This is a genomic window from Streptomyces sp. NBC_00647 (genome assembly GCF_045207245.1).
Taxonomy (GTDB): Bacteria; Actinomycetota; Actinomycetes; order Streptomycetales; family Streptomycetaceae; genus Streptomyces.
The window spans coordinates 3,977,680-4,003,144 of sequence record NZ_CP109040.1 but is presented as its reverse complement, the minus strand read 5'-3'; the positions used below and the strand labels follow the sequence as shown (position 1 = coordinate 4,003,144).

22 protein-coding genes are annotated in these 25,465 nt (G+C 73.0%); 9 read left to right on the top strand and 13 right to left on the bottom strand.

Annotated features, from left to right (window positions below; all coding sequences use genetic code 11):
* Positions 1–25 precede the first annotated feature (25 nt).
* Positions 26–1,237, bottom strand: a complete 1,212-nt coding sequence (locus tag OG788_RS17530; protein ID WP_351546943.1) for an ROK family transcriptional regulator — start codon at positions 1,235–1,237, stop codon at positions 26–28.
* Between the two features lie 222 nt (positions 1,238–1,459).
* On the bottom strand, positions 1,460–2,293 hold the full coding sequence (locus tag OG788_RS17525) for a hypothetical protein (RefSeq protein WP_406371879.1): 834 nt from the start codon (positions 2,291–2,293) through the stop codon (positions 1,460–1,462).
* 478 nt (positions 2,294–2,771) lie between these two features.
* Here OG788_RS17525 and OG788_RS17520 point away from each other — a divergent pair, with 478 nt between their 5' ends.
* Complete coding sequence (locus OG788_RS17520; RefSeq protein WP_406371878.1) at positions 2,772–3,377, top strand: hypothetical protein; 606 nt, start codon at positions 2,772–2,774, stop codon at positions 3,375–3,377.
* Between the two features lie 171 nt (positions 3,378–3,548).
* Here the strand turns inward: OG788_RS17520 and OG788_RS17515 are convergent, their stop codons facing one another.
* Complete coding sequence (locus OG788_RS17515; RefSeq protein WP_406371876.1) at positions 3,549–4,646, bottom strand: mechanosensitive ion channel family protein; 1,098 nt, start codon at positions 4,644–4,646, stop codon at positions 3,549–3,551.
* 271 nt (positions 4,647–4,917) lie between these two features.
* Here OG788_RS17515 and OG788_RS17510 point away from each other — a divergent pair, with 271 nt between their 5' ends.
* The gene (locus OG788_RS17510) at positions 4,918–5,454 is read left to right on the top strand and encodes an HNH endonuclease (RefSeq protein WP_266758820.1); all 537 of its coding nucleotides are present in this window, start codon (positions 4,918–4,920) and stop codon (positions 5,452–5,454) included.
* Positions 5,455–5,572: 118 nt separating this feature from the next.
* Here OG788_RS17510 and OG788_RS17505 read toward each other — a convergent pair whose 3' ends face one another.
* From OG788_RS17505 to OG788_RS17490, 4 genes are all read right to left on the bottom strand, one after another.
* Positions 5,573–6,913, bottom strand: coding sequence for an FtsX-like permease family protein (locus tag OG788_RS17505; RefSeq protein WP_406371874.1), 1,341 nt, complete (start codon positions 6,911–6,913; stop codon positions 5,573–5,575).
* The gene (locus tag OG788_RS17500) at positions 6,910–7,620 is read right to left on the bottom strand and encodes an ABC transporter ATP-binding protein (protein ID WP_406371872.1); all 711 of its coding nucleotides are present in this window, start codon (positions 7,618–7,620) and stop codon (positions 6,910–6,912) included. The genes OG788_RS17505 and OG788_RS17500 overlap by 4 nt, the downstream gene beginning before the upstream one ends.
* Positions 7,617–8,150 carry a PadR family transcriptional regulator gene (locus tag OG788_RS17495; protein ID WP_356755254.1) on the bottom strand — a complete coding sequence of 178 codons (534 nt, stop codon included), beginning with the start codon at positions 8,148–8,150 and terminating at the stop codon, positions 7,617–7,619. The genes OG788_RS17500 and OG788_RS17495 overlap by 4 nt, the downstream gene beginning before the upstream one ends.
* Before the next feature lie 107 nt (positions 8,151–8,257).
* Positions 8,258–11,497 carry a beta-N-acetylglucosaminidase domain-containing protein gene (locus tag OG788_RS17490; RefSeq protein ID WP_406371870.1) on the bottom strand — a complete coding sequence of 1,080 codons (3,240 nt, stop codon included), beginning with the start codon at positions 11,495–11,497 and terminating at the stop codon, positions 8,258–8,260.
* A gap of 297 nt (positions 11,498–11,794) precedes the next feature.
* Between OG788_RS17490 and OG788_RS17485 the strand changes: the two genes are divergently transcribed.
* From OG788_RS17485 to OG788_RS17475, 3 genes are read left to right on the top strand one after another with little or no spacing between them, the layout of a single operon-like run.
* On the top strand, positions 11,795–12,064 hold the full coding sequence (locus tag OG788_RS17485) for a hypothetical protein (protein ID WP_351546964.1): 270 nt from the start codon (positions 11,795–11,797) through the stop codon (positions 12,062–12,064).
* The gene (gene malQ / locus OG788_RS17480; RefSeq protein WP_406371868.1) at positions 12,064–14,211 is read left to right on the top strand and encodes a 4-alpha-glucanotransferase; all 2,148 of its coding nucleotides are present in this window, start codon (positions 12,064–12,066) and stop codon (positions 14,209–14,211) included. The genes OG788_RS17485 and malQ overlap by 1 nt, the downstream gene beginning before the upstream one ends.
* 57 nt (positions 14,212–14,268) lie before the next feature.
* Positions 14,269–14,508 carry a hypothetical protein gene (locus OG788_RS17475; protein ID WP_351546969.1) on the top strand — a complete coding sequence of 80 codons (240 nt, stop codon included), beginning with the start codon at positions 14,269–14,271 and terminating at the stop codon, positions 14,506–14,508.
* 138 nt (positions 14,509–14,646) lie between these two features.
* Here the strand turns inward: OG788_RS17475 and OG788_RS17470 are convergent, their stop codons facing one another.
* Positions 14,647–15,375, bottom strand: a complete 729-nt coding sequence (locus OG788_RS17470) for a TetR family transcriptional regulator (protein ID WP_406371866.1) — start codon at positions 15,373–15,375, stop codon at positions 14,647–14,649.
* Between the two features lie 102 nt (positions 15,376–15,477).
* Here OG788_RS17470 and OG788_RS17465 point away from each other — a divergent pair, with 102 nt between their 5' ends.
* The gene (locus tag OG788_RS17465) at positions 15,478–16,983 is read left to right on the top strand and encodes an FAD-dependent monooxygenase (RefSeq protein WP_406371864.1); all 1,506 of its coding nucleotides are present in this window, start codon (positions 15,478–15,480) and stop codon (positions 16,981–16,983) included.
* Here the strand turns inward: OG788_RS17465 and OG788_RS17460 are convergent.
* On the bottom strand, positions 16,980–17,477 hold the full coding sequence (locus OG788_RS17460) for a MarR family winged helix-turn-helix transcriptional regulator (RefSeq protein ID WP_406371862.1): 498 nt from the start codon (positions 17,475–17,477) through the stop codon (positions 16,980–16,982). The genes OG788_RS17465 and OG788_RS17460 overlap by 4 nt on opposite strands.
* 267 nt (positions 17,478–17,744) lie before the next feature.
* Here OG788_RS17460 and OG788_RS17455 point away from each other — a divergent pair, with 267 nt between their 5' ends.
* The gene (locus OG788_RS17455; RefSeq protein WP_406371861.1) at positions 17,745–18,782 is read left to right on the top strand and encodes an EamA family transporter; all 1,038 of its coding nucleotides are present in this window, start codon (positions 17,745–17,747) and stop codon (positions 18,780–18,782) included.
* Here OG788_RS17455 and OG788_RS17450 read toward each other — a convergent pair.
* Positions 18,779–19,255, bottom strand: a complete 477-nt coding sequence (locus OG788_RS17450; RefSeq protein ID WP_406371859.1) for a DUF1203 domain-containing protein — start codon at positions 19,253–19,255, stop codon at positions 18,779–18,781. The two genes, OG788_RS17455 and OG788_RS17450, sit on opposite strands and share 4 nt — an antisense overlap.
* A 112-nt stretch (positions 19,256–19,367) precedes the next feature.
* On the opposite strand from OG788_RS17450, the gene pepN reads away from it, so the two are divergent.
* A complete protein-coding gene (gene pepN / locus OG788_RS17445) occupies positions 19,368–21,950 on the top strand; it encodes an aminopeptidase N (protein ID WP_351546983.1) in 2,583 nt (860 codons plus the stop codon).
* Between the two features lie 358 nt (positions 21,951–22,308).
* Here pepN and OG788_RS17440 read toward each other — a convergent pair whose 3' ends face one another.
* The 3 genes from OG788_RS17440 to OG788_RS17430 all read right to left on the bottom strand — a co-directional run bounded on the left by OG788_RS17440 (position 22,309) and on the right by OG788_RS17430 (position 24,632).
* Positions 22,309–23,085 carry an SDR family NAD(P)-dependent oxidoreductase gene (locus tag OG788_RS17440; protein ID WP_406371857.1) on the bottom strand — a complete coding sequence of 259 codons (777 nt, stop codon included), beginning with the start codon at positions 23,083–23,085 and terminating at the stop codon, positions 22,309–22,311.
* A gap of 60 nt (positions 23,086–23,145) precedes the next feature.
* Positions 23,146–23,451, bottom strand: coding sequence for a hypothetical protein (locus OG788_RS17435; RefSeq protein ID WP_406371855.1), 306 nt, complete (start codon positions 23,449–23,451; stop codon positions 23,146–23,148).
* 164 nt (positions 23,452–23,615) lie between these two features.
* Positions 23,616–24,632 carry an aspartate-semialdehyde dehydrogenase gene (locus tag OG788_RS17430; protein WP_351548119.1) on the bottom strand — a complete coding sequence of 339 codons (1,017 nt, stop codon included), beginning with the start codon at positions 24,630–24,632 and terminating at the stop codon, positions 23,616–23,618.
* A gap of 305 nt (positions 24,633–24,937) precedes the next feature.
* Here OG788_RS17430 and OG788_RS17425 point away from each other — a divergent pair, with 305 nt between their 5' ends.
* Complete coding sequence (locus tag OG788_RS17425) at positions 24,938–25,465, top strand: sigma-70 family RNA polymerase sigma factor (protein WP_266758790.1); 528 nt, start codon at positions 24,938–24,940, stop codon at positions 25,463–25,465.

Sequence of the window (25,465 nt, the reverse complement as noted above, 5' to 3'; positions counted from 1 at the left end):
GGGGAGTTGCGGGCTTGGGACGGGTTCAGCGGGAGGTGTCGAAGACCTCGTCGCGGGTGGCTGCCAGGGCGCTCTCCAACGCGCCGCGCAGCACGGGGTGTTCGTGTACGTCGCCGACGACGAGCCGTGGCCGGGACGCGGCCAGCTCCTCCAGTTCGGCCTGGACCAGGGCGCGCAGCGGTTCCCCGCCCGCGGTGAGCGACGATCCGCTGAGGACGACGAGTTCGGGGTCGAGCACGGAGACGAGGGAGGCCAGACCGGTGGCGAGCCCGGTCGCGTACGTCTCCAGGAGCTGCCGGTAGGGGCCCTCGTCGACGGCGGCGGCCCGTTCGACGACGGCGGCCGCGACCTCGGCGTACGGACCCGTGGGCAGGTCCTTGATGCCGAGTTCGCGCGCCAGCTTGGGGACGGCCTGCGAACCGGCCAGTTCCTGGTAGCCGCCGCTGTTGGCCTTGGTCACCTGGCGCACCAGGGGCGCGCCGGGCACCGGCAGGAAGCCGACCTCGCCCGCGCCGCCGGTCCAGCCGCGGTGCAGCCGGCCGCCGAGCACGAGCGCGGCACCGAGACCGCCCTCGTTCCACAGCAGGACGAAGTCCTCGTGGCCCCGGGCGGCACCGAGCCGCTGCTCCGCGATGGCGACGAGGTTGACGTCGTTCTCGTACTCGACGGGCATCGGCAGCGCGGCCGCCAGCTCGTCGAGGAGGGTGGGGGTGTGCCAGCCGGGCAGGTGGGAGGCGTAGCGCAGCCGGCCGGTGTTGGGGTCGAAGGCGCCGGGGGTGCCGATGACCAGGCGGCGGACGTCGTCCCGGGCGAGCCCGGCCGCCTTCACCGCGCCGTCGAGGGCGTCGGTGACCTGGCGCACGACGGGCTGGGCCGGGCGGCGGCCCGGGGTGGGCAGCTCGTACTCGCCGATCGTGCGGCCGGTGATGTCGGCGACGGCGGCCAGGATGCGTTCGGGGGTGACGTCCAGGCCCGCAGCGTGACCGGCACCCGGATTGACCACGTACAGCTGGGCGTTGGGGCCGGGCCGGCCCTCGCTCGTGCCGGTGGCGAGCACGAGTCCCGCCGCTTCCAGGCGGGCGAGGAGCTGCGAGGCCGTGGGCTTGGACAGCCCGGTGAGCTTCCCGATCCGGGTCCGTGAGAGCGGGCCGTGCGCGAGCAGCAGATCGAGAGCGGCGCGGTCGTTCATCGCGCGCAGGACGCGCGGAGTGCCCGGCGTGCCGGCGGATCCTGCCATGTCTGTCGCCACCTGCCCTTCTTGGCCGACCAGCTTCCCAGGGGTGCCTTCGGGAAGTCCACCGCAAGATCATTGTTAGGAAAGTTTCCTATTGCTGGTGCGAGGAAAGTAGGCCGGTGGAGGCGGGGGCGTCAAGAGAAACCGCCCCCGAGGCAACAGAGTCGTTACCTGCGAGGGCGGTGTGTCGGTGCTGGACAGCGCGCGTTCGTGGCGCGCCGCGGCCTACTTCACGTCGACGTAGTCACCGGTGGCCGCCTTGGCCCCGGTGGTGGACGTTCCGGCGAAGGAGAAGCGGTAGGTGCCGTCGGCCGAGGCCTTGACGGTGGTCTTGAGTGCGCCGGAGGTGCCGGACGTGACCGTCTTGACGGTCGTGTAGGTGCTCGCGCCCTTGGCCTTGAACTGGAGGGCGACCGGCTGGCCCGTGTAGCCCGCGTACTCGCTGCTGTACCAGTTGGCCCGGGTCAGGCTGCCGGTGACGGTGAGGGTCTTGCCCTTGGTGACCGGCTCCGGGCCCGCGTTGACGGTGAGCTTGGCGGCCCGCTTGATCTGCACGGAGGCCAGGGGACCCCACAGGTCGTCGGCGTAGTTGACGCTGACGTGGCCGTCGGAGTCGTCCTCGTCCAGGTCGAGGCGCCCGTAGTAGCCGGCGGCGTGCCAGGTGGTGGCGTCCGCCGCCTCGTACAGCGAGGCCCACGGGTCGAGGTCGATCGTCTCCTTGCACGACTCCGTCACCGTCGTGGCGGTCGTGGCGGTCGTGGTGCAGACGGGGAGTTCGCCGTTCTCGATCGTGTTGAGGCTGTGGGCGAGCGTCCCCCGGTAGAGCAGGACGCCGGCGGCCTTCGTCTTGTTGTCGAGCACGATGTCCGAGGGGCGGGTCAGGGTGTACGTGACCGGAATCTTCACCACGTTCGTGGTGCCGACGACGATCGGCTTGCCGCCGTTGACGACCACCTTCGAGAAGGCGAAGTCCGGAGTGGTGGCCGACGCGGCCGGCACGGCCAGGACGGACAGGGCCAGGGCGCCGGAGACGACGGCGCCTATGGCGAACTTGCGCATGGATTACCCACCTTCGAAGCGGACCCCTGGGCGTTGCGCTCCAGAACAAGGGCCCCGCTGTTGAGGGTGACCATATGGGGCGGGTGAATGTGGCCGCCATGCGGGTGACCTGTGAAGACGGGCCATGGCGGCCGGGGGCGTGCGACGGCTCGGGACCCGGCCCGGCGGGCGTCACGAGTTGATCACGATCGCCCGTCGGCGCAGGTCGTGGGCGCCCATCGCCCGTTGCCGCCCATCTGTCCGGTGTTGCGGTGGATTGCCGTGGCGTCGAAGCACAGGTCCGTCACAGACGTGAAGGGGGCGAGTGGGCTTCCGTCGCGCGGGTCAAGGGTGCCGGCGCCGCCGGAGATCACCGGCCGATGACAAGGGCCTCCCCGCGCGGACCCTCGCACAGGTCTTCGCTTCCTCGATGACATACGGTGCCGGGCCAGGGCCTCGGCCCTCCGCAACCTGGGCCGAACCATCCGGAAGTGACTCCATGAAAGCGAACCGTCGAACGACACGGGAGGCGCTGACCCGTCTGCTCCTGGCCTGCTGGGGCACGGCCGTGGGCCAGTGCTTCCCGCTGGCCGCCACCAAGACGCTCATCGACCTGATGGACGACGACCTCAGCTGGACCGCCGTCGGCGGGGAGATCGCGGGCACGGTCCTGGTGTGGGCGGTCGGCAGCCTCGTCATCGCGGCTGTCGCGGTGCTGCTGCTGTGGCGGCGGGCCCGGGCCTCCGGCCTGTCGCTCTCCGGCGAAGCGCTGGGCAGACGACAGCGGCTGCCGCTGCGGCCGATGCCCCTCGCGGACGGGTGGCTGGAGCGGGTACGCGCGGAACTGACTTCGTCGCAACGGGTGTTCCTCGTCGCGGAGAAGGGCGACGAGGAGATCCACTTCCGGTGGCGCCCCGGACGGGGGGACGGCTCCGTGTGGGGATCGATGACCTTCGACGCCACGGCGGGGACGGTGCTGCTCGACCTCCGTGAACAGGAAGGGCTCCTGGGGGTGGCTGGACTGCGGAGGGGCTCCGCGTTCGCCGCGGCCTGCCAGATAGCGCGGCTGACCGGACTGGAGTCGCCGGGGACGGCGTCGGCCTGACCTCCCGTCGCGGGGATGTCTCCCTCCCCGCGACCGCGACCGCGACGCCGCGCGCAAGGGCGGCATCAGGCTTCCGGCGCGCAGGAGACGGCACCGGAAGCACCACGGCGGAAGGCGGCGCCCGGAGAATCCCGGGCGCCGCCTTCCGCTCGTACGGTCGAGTCCGCGCGCCTACTTCGGCACGGGCGTCGGTGTGATCGGCGAGGCCGCCATGGCCTGCGGGGACGCCGGGTTGGCCTGGGCCGACGGCGCGGCCACGTTCTCCGTCGGGTCGGGAGCCGGCTCCTCCTCCGGCTCGGCCACGCCGCCGCCGACGATGCGGATGTCCGCCGCGTCGAAGGCGCGCTTGATGCGCCAGCGGATCTCGCGTTCCACGGAGAGGGCCTTGCCGGGCATGGTCTTCGCGGAGACCCGGACCACCATGGAGTCGAGGAGGACGCTGTCCAGGCCCAGGATCTCGATCGGGCCCCACAGGCGCTCGTTCCAGGGCTCTTCCTTGCTGAGGGTCTCGGCCACCTCGTCGATGACGGACCGGACGCGGTCCAGGTCCTCCGAGGCGCGGACGGTGACGTCCACACCCGCCGTGGCCCAGCCCTGGGAGAGGTTGCCGATGCGCTTGACCTCGCCGTTGCGGACGTACCAGATCTCGCCGTTGTCGCCGCGCAGCTTGGTCACGCGCAGGCCCACCTCGATGACCTCGCCGGAGGCGACGCCCGCGTCGATCGTGTCGCCGACGCCGTACTGGTCCTCCAGGATCATGAAGACGCCGGAGAGGAAGTCGGTGACCAGGTTGCGGGCACCGAAACCGATCGCGACACCGGCCACACCGGCCGAGGCGAGCAGCGGGGCCAGATTGATCTCGAACGTGCCGAGGATCATCAGCGCGGCCGTACCCATGATCAGGAAGGACGCGACGGACCGCAGGACCGACCCGATGGCCTGGGAGCGCTGCCGACGGCGCTCCACATTCACCAGCAGACCGCCGAGCGCCGTGCCGTCGACGGCCTCCGCGGTGCGGCTCATCCGGTCGATGAGCTTGGTGATCGCCCGCCGCACGAACACTCTCAGTGCGGCGGCTATCACCAGGATCAGCAGCACGCGCAGACCTATCGAGAGCCAGGTCGACCAGTTCTCCTCGACCCAGCTGGCAGCGTTGGTCGCACTTTCCTGGGCGTCCTGAAGCGTGGGGGCCACCGGACCGGTCGACGTCGAGGGAGACGGCGACGGGGTCGAACCGGTGGCCAGGGCCAGTAGGACGGGCAGGGACACAGCAGGTACCTCCAGGCGTAGCGGTCTGCCCACGGCCGGGGACATGAGGGGCGCCGTTCGGGCAGAACCACCACACTAACGGGGCATCGTGTGTGGATTGTTGCCATGTTCGGGGGAGAGGCGGTGCTCACCTGGGGATGAAGGGGGTGTGGTCGAAAACACTCCCAGCCCGTTACCGGGACATGGTGGCGCTTCCACCAGGCATGAGGGGAGACTGACTGCAGATCGTCCCGGCGCGAGCCACGCGCCGCCGGCGTACAAGGAGGCATCCGTGCCGCATGTCCTGGTCCTCAACGCGTCGTACGAGCCCCTCGGCGTCGTACCGCTCCGCCGCGCGCTCGTCCTCGTCCTTGAGAACAAAGCCGTCTCTCTCGAGGAATCCGGCGCCTTCATGCACAGCGCGACCGTTACTGTCCCCGCACCCAGCGTGGTCCGGCTGAAGAGGTTCGTACGGGTTCCCTACCGAGGGCCCGTCCCGCTGACCAGGCGAGCTCTGTTCGCCCGCGACGGCGGCCGGTGCATGTACTGCGGTGGCGTCGCAACCAGCGTCGACCACGTCATCCCGCGCTCCCGCGGGGGTCAGCACGCCTGGGACAACGTGGTGGCGTCCTGCCGCCGCTGCAACCACACCAAGGCCGACCGCCACCTGGTCGAGATCGGCTGGCGCCTGCGCCACAAACCGGCCCCGCCGTCGGGGCTCGCATGGCGCATCATCGGAACCGGGCACCGGGACCCACGCTGGTTGCCCTACCTGCAGCCGTACGGCGCGGACGACGCGATGGCCCGGATCGACGGCATTTCCGCCTGACGATCCGGGCTTTTGTGTCGGCTCGCGGCACCGTGACCGTGCCCTGTTCCGGCTCCCCAGGGGGACCCCCGTGCCTCCCGGGGAGCCGGCCGTGCCCGTGGGCCGGACAGGGCGGCGTTCAGAGGTGGCGCAGCTCCGCCGGTTGCACCGAGCGCCGCAGCAGGGGCAGGGACGTGGCCGCGGCCAGCAGACAGACCGCGTAGACGGCCACGGGGACGACCGCCGGCAGCACCGGCACCGTTCCACCGCCCGCGAGCAGCCCGTACCCGATGCTGATCCCGAGGCCTCCCGCACCGGCCAGCGCGACCGCCGGGGCCAGCGGCAGGGCCGTTTCCAGGAGCAGGGCCCTGCCGAGCACGGCCTGCGGCACCCCGGCGGCGGCCTGTGCGGCGAGGCCACGGCGGCGGGTGGCCAGCGATTCGGCCGTCCCCACGGCCAGCCCGGACAGGGTGATGGCGAGGGCGAGCAGGATCGCGGCGCCCGTGAGGTCGATACCGGTGGTGTAGAAGGACAGGTTGTCGGCGTACGCGGCGCGGTCGCGCCCGGTCAGGGTCTCGAGCAGCACCTGCCGTACGCCCACGAAGCCCGTCCCCACGACGGTCACCAGCAGCACCGCCGCATGGGTGCGGGCGCCGGCCCAGGGATCGTCCCGCAGCCGCTCGGCCGCGATCAGGGTCGCCGGGTTCCCGGTCCGCCCGGCGAGCACGCGGCCGGTCAGGCGGGCGCTCGTACCGACGGCCCAGATGGCCCCGAGTCCCGTGAGAATCACCACGGAAAAGACGAGCACCGGGGCCGGGGCGAGCCTGCCGAAGCTTCGCGGAGCGATGGCGAGTCCGGTGAGAAGCATCACGAGGGCCGCCACGAGGACGGCGGGACCCGGACCCGGCCCGCCGCTCGGGCGCACCCGGCGTACCCAGCCCAGGGGTGAGGCGACCACCCGGCGCAGGGCGAGCGTGCTCACCAGGGCGCCCAGTACGGGCACGGCGACCGCGATCCCCGCGCATCCGGCCCAGAGGGCGGCAGGCGGGTTCTGCCACTGGCGCAGGAGGATCCACACGGAGAGGGCGGTGGCGACGGCCGAACCGATGAGGCACGCGAGGCCCGCCTCCAGCGCGGCGATCCGCCGCACCTGCGCCGGGGTGGCCCCCGCGAGGCGCAGTCCGGCCAGTCTGCGGTCGCGGTGCACGGCACCGATGCGGGCGCACTGGCCGAGGAGGCCCAGTACCGGCACCAGCAGGAGGAGCAGGGTGAGGATCACGCCCGCGCGCTGGCCGGGCTGCTCGAGCAGGCCGTCGGCGAGGGGCAGGTGGTACTGCCCCTGGAGCGAGGCGATCGCGGCGGCGGCCAGGGAGAGCCCGGCGGCGAGGGCCGCTCCCACGGCCGTGAGGGCGACCCGCCACCACTCACGCCGGTCGGAACCGCTGGTCAGGAGCAGCGCGAGCCGGAGGTCGGTTCTCACAGGGACACCTCCGCCGCGGCCGGGGCCGCCGACAGCGGGCCCGAGTCGGCCACGGTGCCGTCCCGCAGGGAGACCTCCCGGTCCGCGTACGCCGCCACCTGGGCGTCGTGGGTGATCAGCAGGACCGCCGTGCCCGCCTCCCGGGCGGTGTGGATCAGGGCGGTCATCACCTGCTCCCCGGCGAGCGAGTCGAGCGCGCCGGTGGGCTCGTCCGCGAAGACGACCTTCGGAGCTGTCACCAGGGCCCGCGCCAGCGACACCCGCTGTGCCTGGCCGCCGCTCAACTCGCCGGGGCGCAGTGCCTCCTGCCCCTTGACGCCGAACCGCTCCAGCCACTGGCCCGCCTGCTCCCGGGCCGCCGCGCGGGAGGTGCCCGCGAGCAGCAGGGGCAGCGCCACGTTGTCGGAGGCGGTCAGCTCGGGGATCAGCTGCCCGAACTGGAACACGACCCCGAAGTCCGTGCGGCGCAGCTCGCTCAGCCGCTTCTCGGGAAGCAGGTCGAGGCGTTCACCCCCGTACTCCACCGTGCCGCTGTCGGGCTTGACGATGCCCGCCAGGCAGTGCAGCAGCGTGGACTTGCCGCTGCCGCTGGCCCCCGTGACGGCGAGGACCTCGCCCGCGGCCAGCTCCACCGAGGCACCGCGCAGCGCCGGGGTGGGACCGTGCGCCTTGACCAGGCCCCGGGCGGCCAGAAGTGGGTTGTTCATGCTGCGTCGACCTCCGCGGTCAGGGTGGTGAGCCGGGCCGCCGTGGTGTTCATCCAGCGGAGGTCGGCGTCGAGGTGGTTGAGGGCGTAGTCGGCCGAGAGGACGGTCGCGAGATCGGCGCCGGGCGCCGTCTTCACCGCCGTGAGCTCGCGCATCCGCGCCATGTGCGCGGCGCGCTGGGCCCGCAGGTAGCCGGCCGCGTCCGCGGCGGCGAGGATCGAGACGACGACCTTGGCGAAGATCTCGTTCGTCACGAAGGGCGCGGGCGGCGCGATCTCGCCCGCCCACTGGGTCAGTTCACGCGATCCGTCGTCGGTCGAGCGGTACAGCGTCCGCTCGGGACCGCCGTCCGAGTCGGTGCCGTCGACCTCGGCGAGGCCGTCGCGGACCAGGCGCTGCAAGGTTGTGTAGACCTGCCCGTAAGCCAGCGGGCGGGCCTGTGGGAAGCGTTCGTCGTGCCGTCGCTTGAGGTCGTACCCATGGCTGGGCCCCCCGGCGAGCAGCCCCAACAGGATGTGACGGGTGCTCATGGAGATCAGTATGTACTCAAGATATGTACTGAGTGAATAGCTGGCGGAGGATTGCTGAAGATCGATCACGGAAGGGCGCTGCCCCGCAGGGCGGTCCGGACCGGGCGTCAGTCCGCGACCGCGTACGCCTCCACCGACCACAGCGAGTACCCGTACCGCGTCGCCCGCTCGACCCCCTGGACGCGTACGTGGCGGACGTCCCGTTCGTCGAAGCGGAGGGATTCGCGGCCGCCCCGGCCGTCGGTCACGGTCGTCGCCGTGCGCCAGACGCGGCCGTCGGCGGAGACCTGGACCCGGTACGCGGACGGGTACGCGTCCTGCCAGCTCAGCACGAGCCAGCCGAGGCGCGCCGGCTCCGCGAGCCGCACCTGCCACCAGGCGCCGTTCTCGACGGGGGAGGACCAACGGGTCCCTGGATCACCGTCGTTGGCCGCAGACGCCGGGAAGTCGGGGGTCTCGTCGCCGGACGAGGAGGCCGTGCCGGTGCGGGCCAGGTCGGGGCCCGCCGTGCGCGGGAAGGCGCGGACGGTCAGCGTCCGGGTCCGCGAGCCGAAGGCGACCGTGACGTCGTACGAGCCCGACGGCGTCCCCGGCGGGACCGTGACCTCGACGAGGCTGTCGACGACGGCGCCGCGCGGGAGGGTCGGCGAGGGCTGCGAGACCTTGACCTCGATGCCCTTGGGGGCCCGCGCGGTCAGTTCACCCCTGACGTCGGAGGGACGCAGCGACGTCAGCCGGGCCGTCACCCGCTGCGTACCGCCGATCTCCACGTCCGTCACGGAGCGGGCCAGCTCCAGCGCCACGGCGGGGGAGTCGGCGAACCACGGGACGAGATGGCGGACCTGGGAACGCGTGGGACCGCCGACCCGGAGCGCGTCCGCGCGCACGCCCGCCGCGCCGATCTCCGTGGCACCCCCGGCGTCGAGCGCGCCGAGGTACCGCCAGCCCTCGCCCGGGACATGCGCCTCGACGAAACCCGCCGTGCCCGGTTCGGTCAGCACGCTCACCGCGGTGAGCGTGCGGGGGCGCGGGAGACGGACGACGCGGCCGTCCTGACCGGCGCCGCCGTCCTGCGGCAGACCGTTCCCGGGAGTCCCGCCGTCGTCCGGGGGAGCGTCGCCGTCCGCCGCCGCGTCGTCGCCGGTCCTCGCGCCGTCGTCCGCCGTCGCTCCGGTGTCCTTCCCGGTGTCGCGGCCCGCGGCGGGCTCGTTGCCGAGGCCCGCCCACTGCTCGTACGCCGTGCGGGCCTTCGCCAGGAACGGGTCGAGCACGCCCTTGCCCACCGTCACCCCGCTCGCCGCGAGTTCGGCGCGCTGCCGGTCCAGGGTGCGGTACGCCGTCCAGGCCGCCGTCGCGTCACCGCTCGACTGGGCACTCAGCAGGGCGACCGCCGTCTCGCCGGCCGCGCCGTAGCGCGCCAACTGCTCGGTCCAGGGCTCCACTTCGGTGGCGATCGGACGCCCCGCCAGTCGCTGGGGCGTCTCGCGCATGACCGTGAACGCCGCGCCCAGCCGCTTGGCCGCGCTCTCGTTCGCGGCCCGGTCCGTGGTCGTACGCGCCTGCCAGAACGCCTCGATGAGCGGGCGCAGATACGCCGACTCCTCGCCGCCCAGAACGGAGGAGGCGTCGTTCCCGGCCAGCGCGCGCAGCGCGTCCGCGCTCCGGGCGTCGCCGTCCGCGAGGTCCTCGATCGCGGCACCCCAGGACTCCTGGGGCCGGTAGTCCCGAGGGTTCCACGCGTAGTCGGCCGCCGTGAACAGGGGGATGCGGGAGGCCTCCGCCTGGGGCATCGCGTTCGCGAGCAGTGCCGCCGAGCCGGTGGCCACCGCCGGTTCGCGCCCCTGGTAGGGGCCGAGGAACACCCGGTCCTGCGCGTAGTCGTTGACGGGGTAGTTGTCCATGGTGACCAGCGGATGGCTGCCGAACACCTCGCGGGTACGCGCCAGTTCGCCGCCCGTGATCGTCCTGGGCACGACACCGACGCCCGTCCACGCGACCTCGACGCCCTCGTCCAGGGCGCTCGCCAGCTCCCGGCGGTAGGCGGTCGAACCGTCCTCGTAGTACTCCGTCGGCATCAGGGACAGGGCGGCAACGTCCGGGTGGCGTGCCGCCAGATGGCGGGCCACGGCGTTCGCTACCCGCGCCTGCGCCTTCGCCGCCGACTCGGAGCCGGAGCCGAACGCGTCCGCGTCCGCCCCGCAGTGCCACTCCGTGTAGCTGACGTCCTGGAACTGCAGCTGGAAGGCACGGAATCCGAGAGCCCACATGGCGTCGAGCTTGCGGGTGAGTGCCTTCACGTCGGCGTCCGAGGAGAAACACATCGCCTGCCCGGGAGCAACCGTCCAGGTCAGCGTGACGTGGTTGCGGCGCGCGCGCTCCGCCAGGTCCCGGAAATGGGCGCGCTGCCCGGCCGGGTACGGCTCACGCCAGCGCGCCTGCCGGTACAGGTCGTCGCCGGGTGCGTAGACATAGCGGTTCTGCTTGGTCCGCCCCATGAAGTCCAGCTGCGCGAGGCGCTGTTCGGGGGTCCAGGGACTGCCGTAGAACCCCTCGGTCGTGCCGCGCACCGCGGTGCCGGGCCAGTCCCGGACGACGGCCCCGGCGATCTGCCGGCCGGCTCCGAGGAGCTGACGCAGCGTCTGCACCGCGTGGTACAGGCCGTCCTCGCCGACTCCCGCGAGGGCGACGGTGTCCCGGCCGTCGGCCCGGCCGACGGCCAGCCGGTATCCGCCGGCGGGCAGATCGGCGCGGGGCGCGGCGCCGAGCGCCGTGAGCGCCCGCTCCAGGGAGCCGGATGTGGCCGGCGCACCGGAGAAGGAGCTCGCGCCTCGCGCGCCCGGCCCCCCGGTGTTCGCCGACTCCGTGCCCGCGCGCACCACCAGGGCGTGCGCCGGGAGAGCGTCGCCGTCGCGCGCCGTCGTGATCCTGCGGGCTCCGGCCTGGCGCAGCAGGCCGCGCAACGCTTCGAGGGCGTACGGGTCGAGCGGGGTGTCCGAGGCGTGCGGGTCGATGGCCACCCCGGGGGCGTACGGGGCGAGAGGAGCGCCGGGGGAGTACGAGCCGGCCGGAGAGCCGGAGAGCGCGACGCGGGGCGAGCCGGACGCGGCCGGGCCCGTCGTGCCGGTGATCAGGACGACCTCGTCCGTCACGGCGACCGGAGTGCCGTTCGCGCGCAGGGACTGCGGGCGGGGCCAGACGGCGGGCACCCCGCTGCCGACGGGCTCGCGGTCGTCCGCGGTGGCCGTCGGGCCGGGAGGCGCCGCGACGGCGGCGGGAGCCGTGCCGATCGCGCTCGCGACGACGGCGAACGCGAGCGCGGTCGCCCCTTTTCCACGCCGGAGCCGCACGTTCCCCCCTGGTGTCTCGCCGCCCCGACCGCAGCGTCGGAGTGGCGACGAGCCCACCATCCGGGCGGTGAAGGTGTCAACGAGAGTGGCCGAAGTGCCGGGATTGCCCCAGCCTGGAGGGGCGGCCCGGAGGTGTGGGACGGCGACAGAATGTGACCAGAAGCACGATGTTCGTCCGTGTGCGTCTGCCGTCGCGCCCACGGGGTAGGGCTGCGGTAACCGCCAGGGCATCCGTTTCCGGCACGATCTGCCGGAATGCCCTCGGCCGCCGTAACCGACCTCGACAAGGAGGCCCCCGTGGCCGCATCGGCACACCTTCTCCTCTCGGCCCTGTCCAAACGCGGAGCGGAGCCGTCCGTCCCCGGCCAGCGCGCGGGACGGGCGTCCGTCGAACCCGAGGGTGCCCACCTGTGCCTGCTCAGCGCGGAAGGCGCCTGCACCGATGTGCCGCTGACCAGCGAACCTCCGCTGCCCGACGCGGAACCGCTGACCAGCGAGCCGCCGCTGGCCGACGCCGCGCACCTGACGAGCGAGCCCACCTCGACCGGCGCCGCGTCGGGGGTCTGATGGCACCCAGTGGGCCCGCCGACCCGCCGCGGACGCCATCGGAGCCGGCGCCGCGGACCTCCCTGTCCCGGCTCGCCGAACTGCACGGCGTCGCCCCCGCCTACAGCCCCTCCCCGGACCGCACCGTCGCGGCCTCGGACACCGCGCTCGTCGCGATCCTGGCCTCGCTCGGTGTCGACGCGAGCACCCCGGACGCCGTACGCGCCGCCCTCGCGCACCATGAGGCCGAGACGGCGGAGCGGCTGCTGCCGCCGACGCTGGTGAGCTGGGACGGCCAGGCTCCCGCCGCGCTGGCCGCACTGCCGGACGGAACCCGGCTGCGCGTCACCACCGAACAGGGCGAGACCCGCGCCTCCGTCGAACACCTCCCGCCCGGCGTCCACGCGCTGCACGCCACCGCACCCGACGGCCGCACCGCCGACGCCCACCTCGTCGCGGCTCCCGCCCGGCTGCCCGCGCCGCCCGGACGCACGTACGGCCTGCTCGTCCAGCTCTACTCCCTGCTCTCCCGCCGCTCCTGGGGCATGGGCGACCTCGGTGACCTCGCCGAGCTGACCGCCTGGGCGGGCCGGGCGCTCGGCGCCGGATTCGTCCAGGTCAACCCCTTGCACGCGGCGGTGCCCGGCGACCCCACCGACCCCTCCCCGTACCGGCCCTCCTCCCGTCGCTTCCCCGACCCGGTGCACCTGCGCGTCGAGGACATCCCCGAGTACCCCTACGCCGAGGACCGTGACGGTCTGCGTACGGTGCTGGAGCGCGCCGGACTGCTGCGCGACTCCGTCCTGGGCAAGGACGCGCTGATCGACCGCGACGCCGTGTGGGACCTCAAGCGCGAGGCGCTCGAATCGGTCCGCGCGGTGCCGCTCGGACCCGGACGCCGGGCCGCGTACGCCGACTTCCTCGCCGAGGAGGGCCAGGCACTGGAGGACCACGCCACCTGGTGCGCGTTCGCCGAGGTGCACGGCTCCGACTGGCGGAGCTGGCCCGCGGGACTGCGCGACCCCCGTTCGTCCGAGACCGCCCGCGCGCGGGGCGAACTGATGGACCGCGTCGACTTCCACAGCCGGCTCGCCTGGCTCACCGACGCCCAGCTCGCCGCCGCCCAGCGCTCCGCTCGCGACGCGGGCATGACCATCGGGCTCGTCCACGACCTCGCCGTCGGCGTCCACCCCGACGGGGCCGACGCCTGGGCCCAGCAGGAGTACTTCGCGGCCGGCATGTCCGTCGGCGCGCCCCCGGACGCCTTCAACGCGCGCGGCCAGGACTGGGGCCTGCCGCCCTGGCGCCCCGACCGGCTCGCCGCCTCCGGATACGCCCCCTACCGCCGCCTGCTGCGCGCGCTCCTCCGGCATGCCGGCGCCCTGCGTATCGACCACGTCATGGGCCTGTTCCGGCTCTGGTGGATCCCCCGGGGGCAGCCGCCCACGGAAGGCTCGTACGTCCGCTACGACGCCGAGGCGATGCTCGCGATCCTGGTGCTGGAGGCCTCGCGGGCCGGAGCGCTGGTGATCGGCGAGGACCTCGGCACGGTCGAACCCGGGGTGCGCGAGACGCTCCAGGAGCGCGGCGTGCTGGGCACCTCGGTGCTGTGGTTCGAACGCGACTGGGAGGGCGACGGCATGCCCCTGCCGCTCGACCACTGGCGCGCCGACTGCCTGGCCACCGCCACCACCCACGACCTGCCGCCCACCGCGGCCCGGCTCACCGGCGAACACGTCGAACTCCGCGACCGGCTCGGCCTGTTGACCCGCTCCCTCGACGAGGAGCGGGCGGCCGCCGCCGCGGACACCCGGGAGTGGCTGGCGCTCCTCTCCCGGCTGGGGCTGCTGCGGAGCGCGAGCGGTGGGGCCCCCGCGACGGCCGAGGAGGCCGAGATCCAGGCCGTGCACCGCTTTCTGCTGCGCACTCCGGCCCACATGATCGGCGTCTGGCTCCCGGACGCCGTCGGTGACCGACGCCCGCAGAACCTCCCCGGCACCTCGGACGAGTACCCCAACTGGCGCCTGCCGATCGCCGATGCCGGGGGCCGCCCGGTGACCCTGGAGGAACTCGCCGCCTCACCCCGGCTGCACGCCCTGATCGACGTGGTGCGGGCGGAGAGCGGCCCGGCCGGGGCGCCCGGGAGCCCTCCGCGCCGTGCCCCGTGACCTCCGTACGGCACCCCCGGGCGCGCGGCTCAGTCAGCTGTTCGCTACGTTTGCACCGTGGACAAGAAGAACGCTCTGCGCGCCGGTGCCCTGGCCGCCGGTACGACGCTGATGATGCTGCTCATGTCGTCCCCCGCGCTCGCGCTGACCCGCGACGACGGCGACGACCCCGGCTCCGGCCTGAGCGTGATCGAGACGCTCGGCCTCTACGTCGTGCTGCCGATCGCGCTGTTCCTGGTCATCGCCGGTCTGGTCATGGTCCTGGACAAGTCCCACAAGCAGCCGAACCAGGGCTGAGCCCCGCTCTTCGCCCCGGCCCCCATCTGTTCGTCGAGGGAGTCCGCGCACCCACCGGTGCGAGGACTCCCTCGACGCGTTTCACGACCACGGTGTCCGCCCGGACGGGGGCTGCCGGACGGTTCCGCCGGACGGGTTCTAGGGGTGCGGCGCCGTCAGATACCGCTGCACCGTCGGGCCGAGCCACGCCACGATCTCCTCGCGGTGCAGCGCGACGGCCGGGGACAGCCGCAGGATGTACCGGGCGAGCGCGAGTCCGAGCAGTTGTGAGGCGCAGAGCGCGGCGCGGGCCGGAGCCTGTTCGGGGTCGGGGCAGGCGCGCCGCGCCACCGGCGTGAGCTGGTCCCTGAAGATGCTCTGCATCCGTTCGGCGCCGGTCTGGTTGGTCACGCCGACCCGGAGCATCGCGGTGAGGACCTCGTTCTCCTCCCACAGGTCGAGGAAGTGGCTCACCAGGACGCGGCCCACGTCGTCGGGGTCGAGGGCAGCCGGATCGGGCAGCCGCAGATCGACATCGAGCACGGCCGCGAACAGCCCCTCCTTCGAGCCGTAGTAGCGCATGACCATCGAGGGGTCGATGCGCGCGTCCTTGGCGATGGCGCGGATCGTCGCTCGCTCGTAGCCGTCGGCCGCGAAGCGCTCACGGGCGGCGGTGAGGATGGCGCCGCGGGTGGCGTCGGAGCGGCGGGGTGCCGCCGCGGGCGCGGCGCCGGCTGCCGGGACCGCGGGCGGGCCGGCGGCGGACACGGGCGTCGCAGGCGCCGCGCCGGACCCCCGCAGTGCGCTGGACCTGGACCTGGACCTGGGCTTGGACCCGGACCCGGACCCGGACCCGGACCCGGCTTCGTGCTGTTCCTCGACTGGCATGCCAACGACCGTAGGCCAACATGTGTTGACAGTCCAGTGGTGCCCTCCTATGTTGGCAAACAAGCGTTGGCCAACAGGCGTTGGCATCACGAGGAGGCCGTCATGACCGGCAACACGCACACGCCCCCCACCACCCCCACCCCTGGTCGGGTGGTCGTCGTCGGCTCGGGTCCGACCGGCCTGCTGCTGGCCGGTGACCTCGCTGCCGCCGGCGTCCCGGTCACCCTCGTCGAGAAGCGTCCCCGCGGAATCAGCAATCTCTCCCGCGCCTTCGTCCTGCACGCCCGCACCCTGGAGCAGCTCGACGCCCGCGGGCTCGCCGACGACCTGGAGCGCAAGGGCCAGGCCCTCGACCGCATCCGGCTCTTCGGCGGACTCGCGCTCGCGCTGGACACGCTGCCCTCCCGTTTCAACCACCTGCTGGTGATTCCGCAGTACGAGGTGGAGGAGGTGTTGCGGCACCGGGCGGAGGAAGCCGGGGTGCGGTTCGCGTACGGGACGGAGGTGACCGGGCTGCGGCAGGACGCGGGCGGAGTGACGCTCGAGGTCCGGGGCGCGGGCGGGGAGCCGGAGGAGCTGGCCGCCGACTACGTCGTCGGGACGGACGGAATGCGCAGCGCGGTGCGGGCGGCGATCGGGCTGCCGTTCCCCGGCAGGTCGGTCATCCGGTCCGTCGTTCTCGCGGACGTCCGGCTCGACGAGGAACCGGAGTCGCTGCTGACCGCCAACGCCGTCGGTGACGCCTTCGCCTTCATTGCGCCCTTCGGCGACGGCTACTACCGCGTGATCGGCTGGCACCGCGGCCGGGACATCCCGGACAGCGAGCCGGTCGGACTCGACGAGGTCAAGGAGATCGCCCGGCTCGCACTCGGGCGCGACTACGGCATGCGCGACGCCCGCTGGATGTCCCGCTTCCACAGCGACGAGCGCCAGGCGCCCGCCTATCGCGTGGGCCGCGTCTTCCTCGCGGGCGACGCCGCGCATGTGCACACCCCGGCCGGCGGTCAGGGCATGAACACCGGGCTCCAGGACGCGGCGAATCTCGGCTGGAAGCTGGCGGCCGTCTTCAACGGGCAGGCGGAGGCGGCCCTGTTGGACACCTATCAGACCGAACGCCACCCCGTCGGCGCGTCCGTGGTGCGCAGCAGCGGCGGCATCGTGCGGCTCGCGATGGCCAAGTACCCCTGGACACGGGCGCTGCGCGCGGGAGTCACGGCGGTCCTCGGCCGTGTCGGCCCCGCGCGCCGCAGGGCGGTCGGCCGGATCACGGGCATCGGGTACGCGTACGGCGCGCCCCGCGGCGCGCACCCGATGGTCGGCACCCGCGCTCCCGATGCCGCCCTGAGGGGCGGCCGGCTCTACGAGGCCCTGCGGGGCGGGAGGTTCGTCCTGATCGCCCCGCGGCCGTACGAGGCCGGGGAGATCGGGCGGGCCGGGGAGGCCGCGGAACGTACGGGCCGTCTCGCCGTGGAGTGCTGCGCGGGTGGGGCGGGTACGACGGTGCTGGTGCGGCCCGACGGATACGTGGCCTGGGCCGCCGAGTCCCCGGACGCCGCCGCGGTCGAGGCCGCCCTCGTCGCCGCCCTGGGTGCGCCGGACGGGACCTAGGGCGCGGTGGCGGCCAGCAACGGGCGCAGCAGGCCGGCCAGTTGGGCGGCCTGCTCGCTGTCGAGGGCCGAGAGCGCCGCCGTCTGGACGTCGAGCCCCGCTCCGACGGCCTCGTCGATCAGTCGCAGGCCCTCGTCCGTCAGGGTGACCTGGAGGCCGCGCCGGTCGTGCGGGTCGGGGGAGCGGCGGAGCAGTCCCGCGCGCTCCAGCTTGTCCAGGCGCCCGGTCATGCCGCCGGTGGTCAGCATGAGCGTGGCCGAGAGCTCGCGCGGCGAGAGCGTGTAGGGGGCGTCGGAGCGGCGCAGTGTGGCCAGCACGTCGAACTCCCCGCGGGAGATCCCGTACCGCGCGTACGCCTTCTCCATCCGGTCGCCCATGGCGCGCGAGAGCCGGAAGACGCGCCCGAAGACCTCCATCGCGGCGGTGTCGAGGTCCGGCCGGACAGCGGCCCACTGCTCGATGATCGCGTCGACGGGGTCCTTGGGGGTGCTCATGGGGGCGAGTATCCGCCGCGTCGCAGGTCGGCCGCAAGAAAGTAGCTCGGAAGGGAGTGGGTCGGGAGGAAGCGGCTCGACAGGAACTGGATCACCAGAAAGCAGATCAGCAATAAGCGGCTTGATTCTAAGTAGATTAGAGCTAAGCTACTTAGTGCCGACCCGCTCTCTCCCGTCTCCTCCGGTGACCTGCTTCCGCCGTGTTCCTGCCGTCGATCCCTCTCCCGCCGGCCCTCATCCGCCGGTCTCCTCGAAACCGGGTGTCCCGTGGACGCGAACCGCTCCGCCCTCATAGCCCTCACCGCGCTCGCCCCCGTCTCCTGGGGCAGCACCTATGCCGTCACCACCGAGTTCCTCCCGCCCGACCGGCCGCTGTTCACGGCCGTGCTGCGCGCCCTGCCCGCGGGGCTGCTGCTCCTCGCGCTCGCGCGGGTGCTGCCGCGCGGCGTCTGGTGGGGGAAGGCGGCCGTGCTGGGCGCGCTGAACATCGGCGCGTTCTTCCCGCTGCTGTTCCTCTCGGCGTACCGGCTGCCCGGCGGAATGGCGGCCGTGGTCGGGTCGACCGGTCCGCTGTTCGTGGCGGGCCTCTCCTTGCTGTTTCTCGGCGACCGGCCGACCCTGCGGACGCTCCTCACCGGCGTCGCGGCGGCCCTCGGCGTCAGCCTCGTCGTCCTGAAGGCGGCGGGCGCGCTCGACCCCGTGGGTGTTCTCGCGGCCCTCGCCTCCACCGCGTCGATGTCCACCGGCACCGTGCTCACCAAGCGGTGGGGGCGGCCGGACGGAATCGGCCCACTGGCGCTGACCGCCTGGCAGTTGACGGCCGGCGGACTGCTGATCGCGCCGGTCGCCCTGGTGGCCGAGGGCGCGCCGCCCGCGCTGGACGGCCGGGCGATCGGCGGTTACCTGTACCTCGCGCTGGCGAACACGGCGGTGGCGTACTGGCTCTGGTTCCGGGGCATCGGCCGGCTCACCGCCACCCAGGTCACGTTCCTCGGCCCGCTCTCGCCACTGACCGCGGCGGTCATCGGCTGGGCGGCACTGGGGCAGGCGCTGACACCGGTGCAGGTGGCGGGCATGGCACTGGCGTTCGGCGCCACGGTGTTCGGCCAGCTGAGAGTCCGTCCGGCGGCCGCGGTGCCCCTCCCTGCCGCCGCCGGCTCCGCCCCGCTCGTCCGGGAGCCGGCCGGGGCGCCCCGGGCCCCGCTCGTCCGGGAGCCGGCCGGTTCCGCCCCGGCCGGAGCGGAACCCCCGGCCCCGCCGTATCCCGTACCGGGACGGCCCCGCTGCCCCTCGTACCGGAACTAGCCCCGGCGTACCTCGTACAGGAAGCAGCCGTACTCCACCGCCCGCACATGGACCAGTGCCACCTCCGGGTCGGTGAACGCCGCCGTGAAGGCCTCGTCGAACGCGTCCGCCGTGGATACCAGCCGTCCGCCCAGGATGTGCCCCTCGGCCGAGTAGCGGCGCACCGTGCGGTGGGCGTTCGCGAAGGGGAGCTCGTCCCCGGCCGGGCCCGCGCACGCGTCCGCGTGGATGAAGACCGGCCCCTGCTCGTCGTACGCGCCCGGTTCGGCGCCCGTGCCCGCGGCCCAGCGGCGCAGCGGCGCGTAGGAGACCAGGGCGATGCGCTCGCCGGGCTCGCTGCGGCGAAGGCAGCAGCGCAGCGGGGCACCGCCCTCCTCGTCGGTCAGCGGGGCGAGCGGACGGCCCGCGTCGTCGGTGTCGCGGAGTTCCTTCAGGGCGGCCGGGCCGATGGGGTGTGCGGTGTACGTCGTCATACGTCCAGGCTCGCGCCCGCGCGTGCCCGGCACCGGCGGGAAACGGACATCGCGTTCCGTGCGGGTCCCGTGGAAGGATGGCGCAACCCACACATAACGAGGAGATGACCGCGTGCCTGGCACAAACCTGACCCGCGAAGAGGCGCAGCAGCGCGCGAAGCTGCTCACCGTTGACTCGTACGAGGTCGATCTCGACCTCTCCGGCGCGCAGGAGGGCGGCACCTACCGGTCCGTGACCACGGTGCGCTTCGACTCCGCCGAGACCGGCGCGGAGTCCTTCATCGACCTGGTGGCCCCGGCCGTCCACGAAGTCACCCTCAACGGCGACCCGCTCGACCCGGCCGAGGTCTTCAAGGATTCGCGGATCGCGCTGCCCGGTCTCCTGGCGGGACGCAACATCGTCCGCGTCGTGGCGGACTGCGCGTACACCAACACGGGTGAGGGCCTGCACCGGTTCGTCGACCCCGTCGACCAGCAGGCGTACCTGTACACCCAGTTCGAGGTGCCGGACGCGCGCCGCGTCTTCGCGTCCTTCGAGCAGCCCGACCTGAAGGCCACCTTCCAGTTCACCGTGAAGGCGCCGTCCGGCTGGACGGTCATCTCCAACTCGCCGACCCCGGAGCCCAAGGACGACGTCTGGGTCTTCGAGCCGACGCCGCGGATCTCGACGTACATCACCGCGCTGATCGTCGGCCCGTACCACTCCGTGCACAGCGTGTACGAGAAGGACGGGCAGTCGGTGCCGCTGGGCATCTACTGCCGTCCCTCGCTCGCCGAGTTCCTCGACTCGGACGCGATCTTCGAGGTCACCCGGCAGGGCTTCGACTGGTTCCAGGAGAAGTTCGACTACGCGTACCCGTTCGAGAAGTACGACCAGCTCTTCGTTCCCGAGTTCAACGCGGGCGCGATGGAGAACGCGGGCGCGGTCACCATCCGCGACCAGTACGTCTTCCGCTCCAAGGTCACCGACGCCGCGTACGAGCTGCGCGCCGAGACGATCCTGCACGAGCTGGCCCACATGTGGTTCGGCGACCTCGTGACGATGGAGTGGTGGAACGACCTCTGGCTGAACGAGTCGTTCGCCACCTACACCTCCATCGCCTGCCAGGCCTACCACCCCGACAGCCGGTGGCCGCACTCCTGGACCACCTTCGCCAACTCCATGAAGACGTGGGCCTACCGGCAGGACCAGCTGCCCTCCACCCACCCGATCATGGCCGAGATCCGCGACCTCGACGACGTGCTCGTCAACTTCGACGGCATCACGTACGCCAAGGGCGCCTCCGTCCTCAAGCAGCTCGTCGCCTACGTCGGCATGGACGAGTTCTTCAGCGGCGTCCAGGCCTACTTCAAGGCCCACGCCTTCGGCAACACGCGGCTGTCCGACCTGCTCGGCGCCCTGGAGCAGACCTCCGGCCGCGACCTCGGCACCTGGTCGCAGAAGTGGCTCCAGACCGCCGGGATCAACATCCTGCGCCCGGAGATCGAGACCGACGCCGACGGCGTCATCACCTCCTTCGCCATCCGCCAGGAGGCCCCTGCGCTGCCCGCCGGCGCGCAGGGCGAGCCGACGCTGCGTCCGCACCGCATCGCGGTCGGCCTGTACGACCTCGACGAGGGCGGCAGCGGCAAGCTCGTCCGTGACGAGCGCCTGGAGCTGGACGTGGACGGGGAGCTGACCGCCGTACCGCAGCTCGTCGGCAGGCGCCGCCCCGACGTGGTCCTGCTCAACGACGACGACCTGTCGTACGCCAAGGTCCGCCTCGACGAGGACTCGCTGGCCTTCGTCACCGAGCACCTCGGCGACTTCGAGTCCTCCCTCCCGCGCGCCCTGTGCTGGGCCTCGGCCTGGGACATGACCCGCGACGCCGAACTCGCCACCCGCGACTACCTCGCGCTGGTGCTGTCCGGCATCGGCAAGGAGTCCGACATCGGTGTCGTGCAGTCGCTGCACCGGCAGGTGAAGCTGGCGATCGAGCTGTACGCCGACCCGACCGCCCGCGAGGCGCTGCTGACCCGCTGGACGGACGCGACGCTCGCCCACCTGCGCTCGGCCGAGGCCGGCGGCGACCACCAGCTGGCCTGGGCGCGCGCCTTCGCGGCGACCGCGCGCACGCCGGAGCAGCTGGACCTCCTGGAGGCGCTGCTCGAAGGCCGCGAGACCATCGAGGGTCTCGCCGTCGACACCGAGCTGCGCTGGGCGTTCGTGCAGCGGCTCGCGGCCGTCGGACGCTTCGACGAGGCGGAGATCGCCGCCGAGTACGAGCGCGACAAGACGGCCGCCGGTGAGCGGCACGCGGCCACGGCCCGTGCGGCCCGCCCCTCGGAGGAGGCCAAGGCGGAGGCGTGGGCCTCGGTCGTCGAGTCCGACAAGCTCCCGAACGCCGTGCAGGAAGCGGTGATCGCGGGCTTCGTCCAGACCGACCAGCGTGAGCTGCTCGCCCCGTACACGGACAAGTACTTCGCCGTGGTCAAGGAGATCTGGGACACCCGCTCGCACGAGATCGCGCAGCAGGTCGCCACCGGTCTCTACCCGGGCATCCAGGTCGCCCAGGAGACCCTCGCCGGGACGGACGCGTGGCTGGCCTCGGCCGAGCCCAGCGCCGCCCTGCGCCGACTCGTCTCGGAGTCCCGCTCCGGCGTCGAGCGGGCCCTGAAGGCGCAGGCGGCGGACGCGCAGGCGACAAGCGCGTAGTCCGTGAGCGCGTAGTCCGTGACCGGGCGGTCACGGACGCGCGGTCTGCGGACGCGTGGTCCGGGACCGCGTGATCCGCGGACAGCGGGTCCGGGAACTCAGGGGCGCCGACCTGCCGGTCGGCGCCCACGGCGGCGGGCGGGAGACCGGACAGGTCTCCCGCCCGCCGCCGTTCGTCTTTCCACCACCGCTTGCCGTGCGGGCGTCCGCCCACGCTCCTCGCCGGCGCGCCGACCCGGCCGACCGACCCCCGGCCACTCCGCCACGCAGCGCCCCGGTTCCGCGGCGGTCCGGGCCGCGCCCGGCGGGGTCCACGTGCCGTGGGCGCGCAGCTGGTGGCGGGGGCGCAGCCCCGGAGTCAGTGGGGGACCATCCCGCCGGTGACGTTGACGAAGGTGCCGGTGATGCCGCCCGCCAGGTCGGAGGCGACGAAGGCGGCGGTCGCGGCGATCTCGGCCAGGGTGGGGTTACGACGGGTCATGCGCATGCCCGCGAGGTTCGCGAGCAGCCCCTGAAGGGCCGCGTCGTCGAGGTCCAGGCGGCTGTCGACCGCGAGAAGCTTCTCCCGGGTCAGCGTCTCGGGCACCCCGGCCGCCCACAGGCCCACGACCCGCAGTCCGCGCGGTCCCAGCTCCGTCGCCAGATTTCGCACCAGGGTGTCGATCGCGGCGTCCGCCGGTCCGGTGCCGCCCATCATCGGACTTCCGTGCGCGGAACCGCTGTTGAGCGTGAGCACCACACCGGAGCCCGCCTCGGCCATGCGCCGGGCGGCGGCGCGGGCGGTGATGAAGTTGGTGCGGACGCCCGTCTCGACGGGCCGTACGAAGTCCTCGACCGCCATGTCGACCAGGGGGACGCCCTGCACGTCGCCGCGGGTGACGAGGTTGAAGGAGATGTCGAGGGCGTCCAGCGAGGCGATGTGCGCGTCGACCGCCGTCTCGTCCAGGGCGTCGAGCACCGCGGTCCCGGCCTGTCCGCCGGCCGCCGCGATGTCCTTCGCCACCGCGTCCAGCGTCTCGCCCGTGCGCCCCACCAGGTGCACGCGGGCCCCTTCACGGGCGAAGGTACGGGCGACGGCGCCGCCGATGGATCCGCCGGCGCCGTAGACGACCGCCGTCTTGTCGGTGAGCAGCATGATGATCTCCTGAGGTGTCCGCCGTACGAGTCGGTCGTACGTGTCGGTCGTACGTGTCGGTCATGCAGACGTACGCGTCCTCCCGGACTCATCGGCCACCCGGGCGACGCGGCGCAGCCGTCCCACCGAGGAGGCCAGTTCACTCACGCCGGAGTAGAAGACGGACGGCGGCTGCGGCACCAGCGCCTCGACCTGCCGTCCGATGTCCTCGATCAGCCCGTGCACGGTGTCGGCCGGAGCTGTCCGACGGTCCCGGTAGGCCTTCTGCCGGCAGGCCGCCGAGCAGTACAAGGAGCTGCGCCCCGTGCGTCCGGCCCGCCCGGCCAGCGGCTTCCCGCAACTACGGCACACGGTATCGACGACCACGGGGACCTCCGGGCTTTCGTCACGCGGGTACCACGTGACGGTATCCCTTGCGCCTCCCGAGACGCCGTGGAAGCGCCGCATCCGGCGGAATCCGCGAGGGGCGGGGCACCGGCCGGTGCCCCGCCCCTCGCGGACGCGTGGTGGATCCCGGTGGGATCCGGATGTCAGCCCTTGAGCTCGGCCGCCACCAGCTCCGCGATCTGGACCGCGTTCAGCGCGGCGCCCTTGCGGAGGTTGTCGCTGGAGACGAAGAGCGCGAGGCCGTGCTCGGCGGTCTCGTCCTGCCGGATGCGGCCGACGTACGAGGCGTCCTTGCCGGCGGCCTGGAGCGGGGTCGGGATGTCGGAGAGGACGACACCCGGGGCGCCCGCGAGGAGCTCGGTGGCGCGCTCGGCGGAGAGCGGGCGCGCGAAGCGGGCGTTCACCTGGAGGGAGTGACCGGAGAAGACCGGGACCCGGACGCAGGTGCCGGAGACCTTGAGGGCGGGGATCTCCAGGATCTTGCGGGACTCGTTGCGGAGCTTCTGCTCCTCGTCGGTCTCGTTCAGGCCGTCGTCGACGATCGAACCCGCGAGGGGGAGGACGTTGAAGGCGATGGGGCGCTTGTAGACGGCGGGCTCGGGGAAGTCGACCGCCTCGCCGTCGTGGGTCAGCCTGTCCGCGTCGGCGACGACCTTCAGGGCCTGGCCGTGCAGCTCCGCCACACCGGCGACGCCGGAACCGGACACCGCCTGGTAGGTGGCGACGACCAGAGCCTCCAGCCCCGCCTCCTCGTGCAGCGGCTTCAGGACCGGCATCGCGGCCATCGTCGTGCAGTTCGGGTTGGCGATGATGCCCTTGGGGCGGTCGGCGATCGCGTGCGGGTTCACCTCGGAGACGACGAGGGGTACCTCGGGGTCCTTGCGCCAGGCGGAGGAGTTGTCGATCACGACCGCGCCCTGGGAGGCGACCTTCTCGGCCAGTGCCTTGGAGGTGGCGCCGCCCGCCGAGAACAGCACGATGTCCAGGCCCGAGTAGTCCGCCGTGGACGCGTCCTCCACCGTGACACCGTCGACGACCGTCCCGGCCGAACGGGCCGAGGCGAACAGACGCAGTTCCTCGACCGGGAAGTCCCGCTCGACGAGGATCTTGCGCATGGCTGTGCCGACCATACCGGTGGCTCCGACGATTCCGACCCTCACGGCGACTCCCTTGACGTGCGTTCTACGTGGTCCAGCGCTTCCATCATGCGTCTGACCCGGGTCCGCGTGTCCAATCCTTTCGCCGCGCCGCTCGAGGGATGGGACACCGGGACGCGCGCGGACGAGCCCGATCCTGCGGCGGCCGGGCGTGCCCGTACGAAGAAATCGCCCGGAGACGGAAGGGAACCGCAAGCCGTACGGTGTGGGCGCCGTCATGGTTTCGGGCCCGGTGTGACGTACGACTCGAACCGGGCCGAACGTTTTGGCCCGCACCGGCGTCGTAGAGGAAACGCGGGAGGGGAGGGGTGGCTGTGCTGCGCAGAAAGCCACGCCGCGCACCGGGGGCGGACGATCCCCTGGACGCGGCGCAGGAACGCCGGGTGCGTGCGGTGCTCGCGCTCGGCGGCGTACCGCAGGCTGACCTGCCGGACGGGGTGCAGCAGGTCCGGCTGCGGCTGCTCGAGCGGGCCGCCAAGGGGGACGAGGCGCCGCGGGACGTGTCCGCCTGGGCGGCGGTCGTCGCCTCGAACCTCGCGATGGACTGGCACCGGGCCAGGCGCCGGCAGGACCGGCTGGGCGAACGTCTCGCCTCGCTGCGTCAGCTGGAGCAGCCCTCCGACGAGGAATCGAGCGTGCTCTCGCTGGCCGTCGCCCAGGGGCTGGACGAACTGCCTGACGCCCAGCGCCAGGTCCTCGTCCTGCGGTTCTACGCGGACCTTCCCGTGCGGGACATCGCCGACGAACTCGGGATACCCGAGGGCACGGTCAAGAGCAGGCTGCACACGGCGGTCCGCGCGCTGCGCGTCCGCCTGCACGAGGACGAGGTGGTGTGA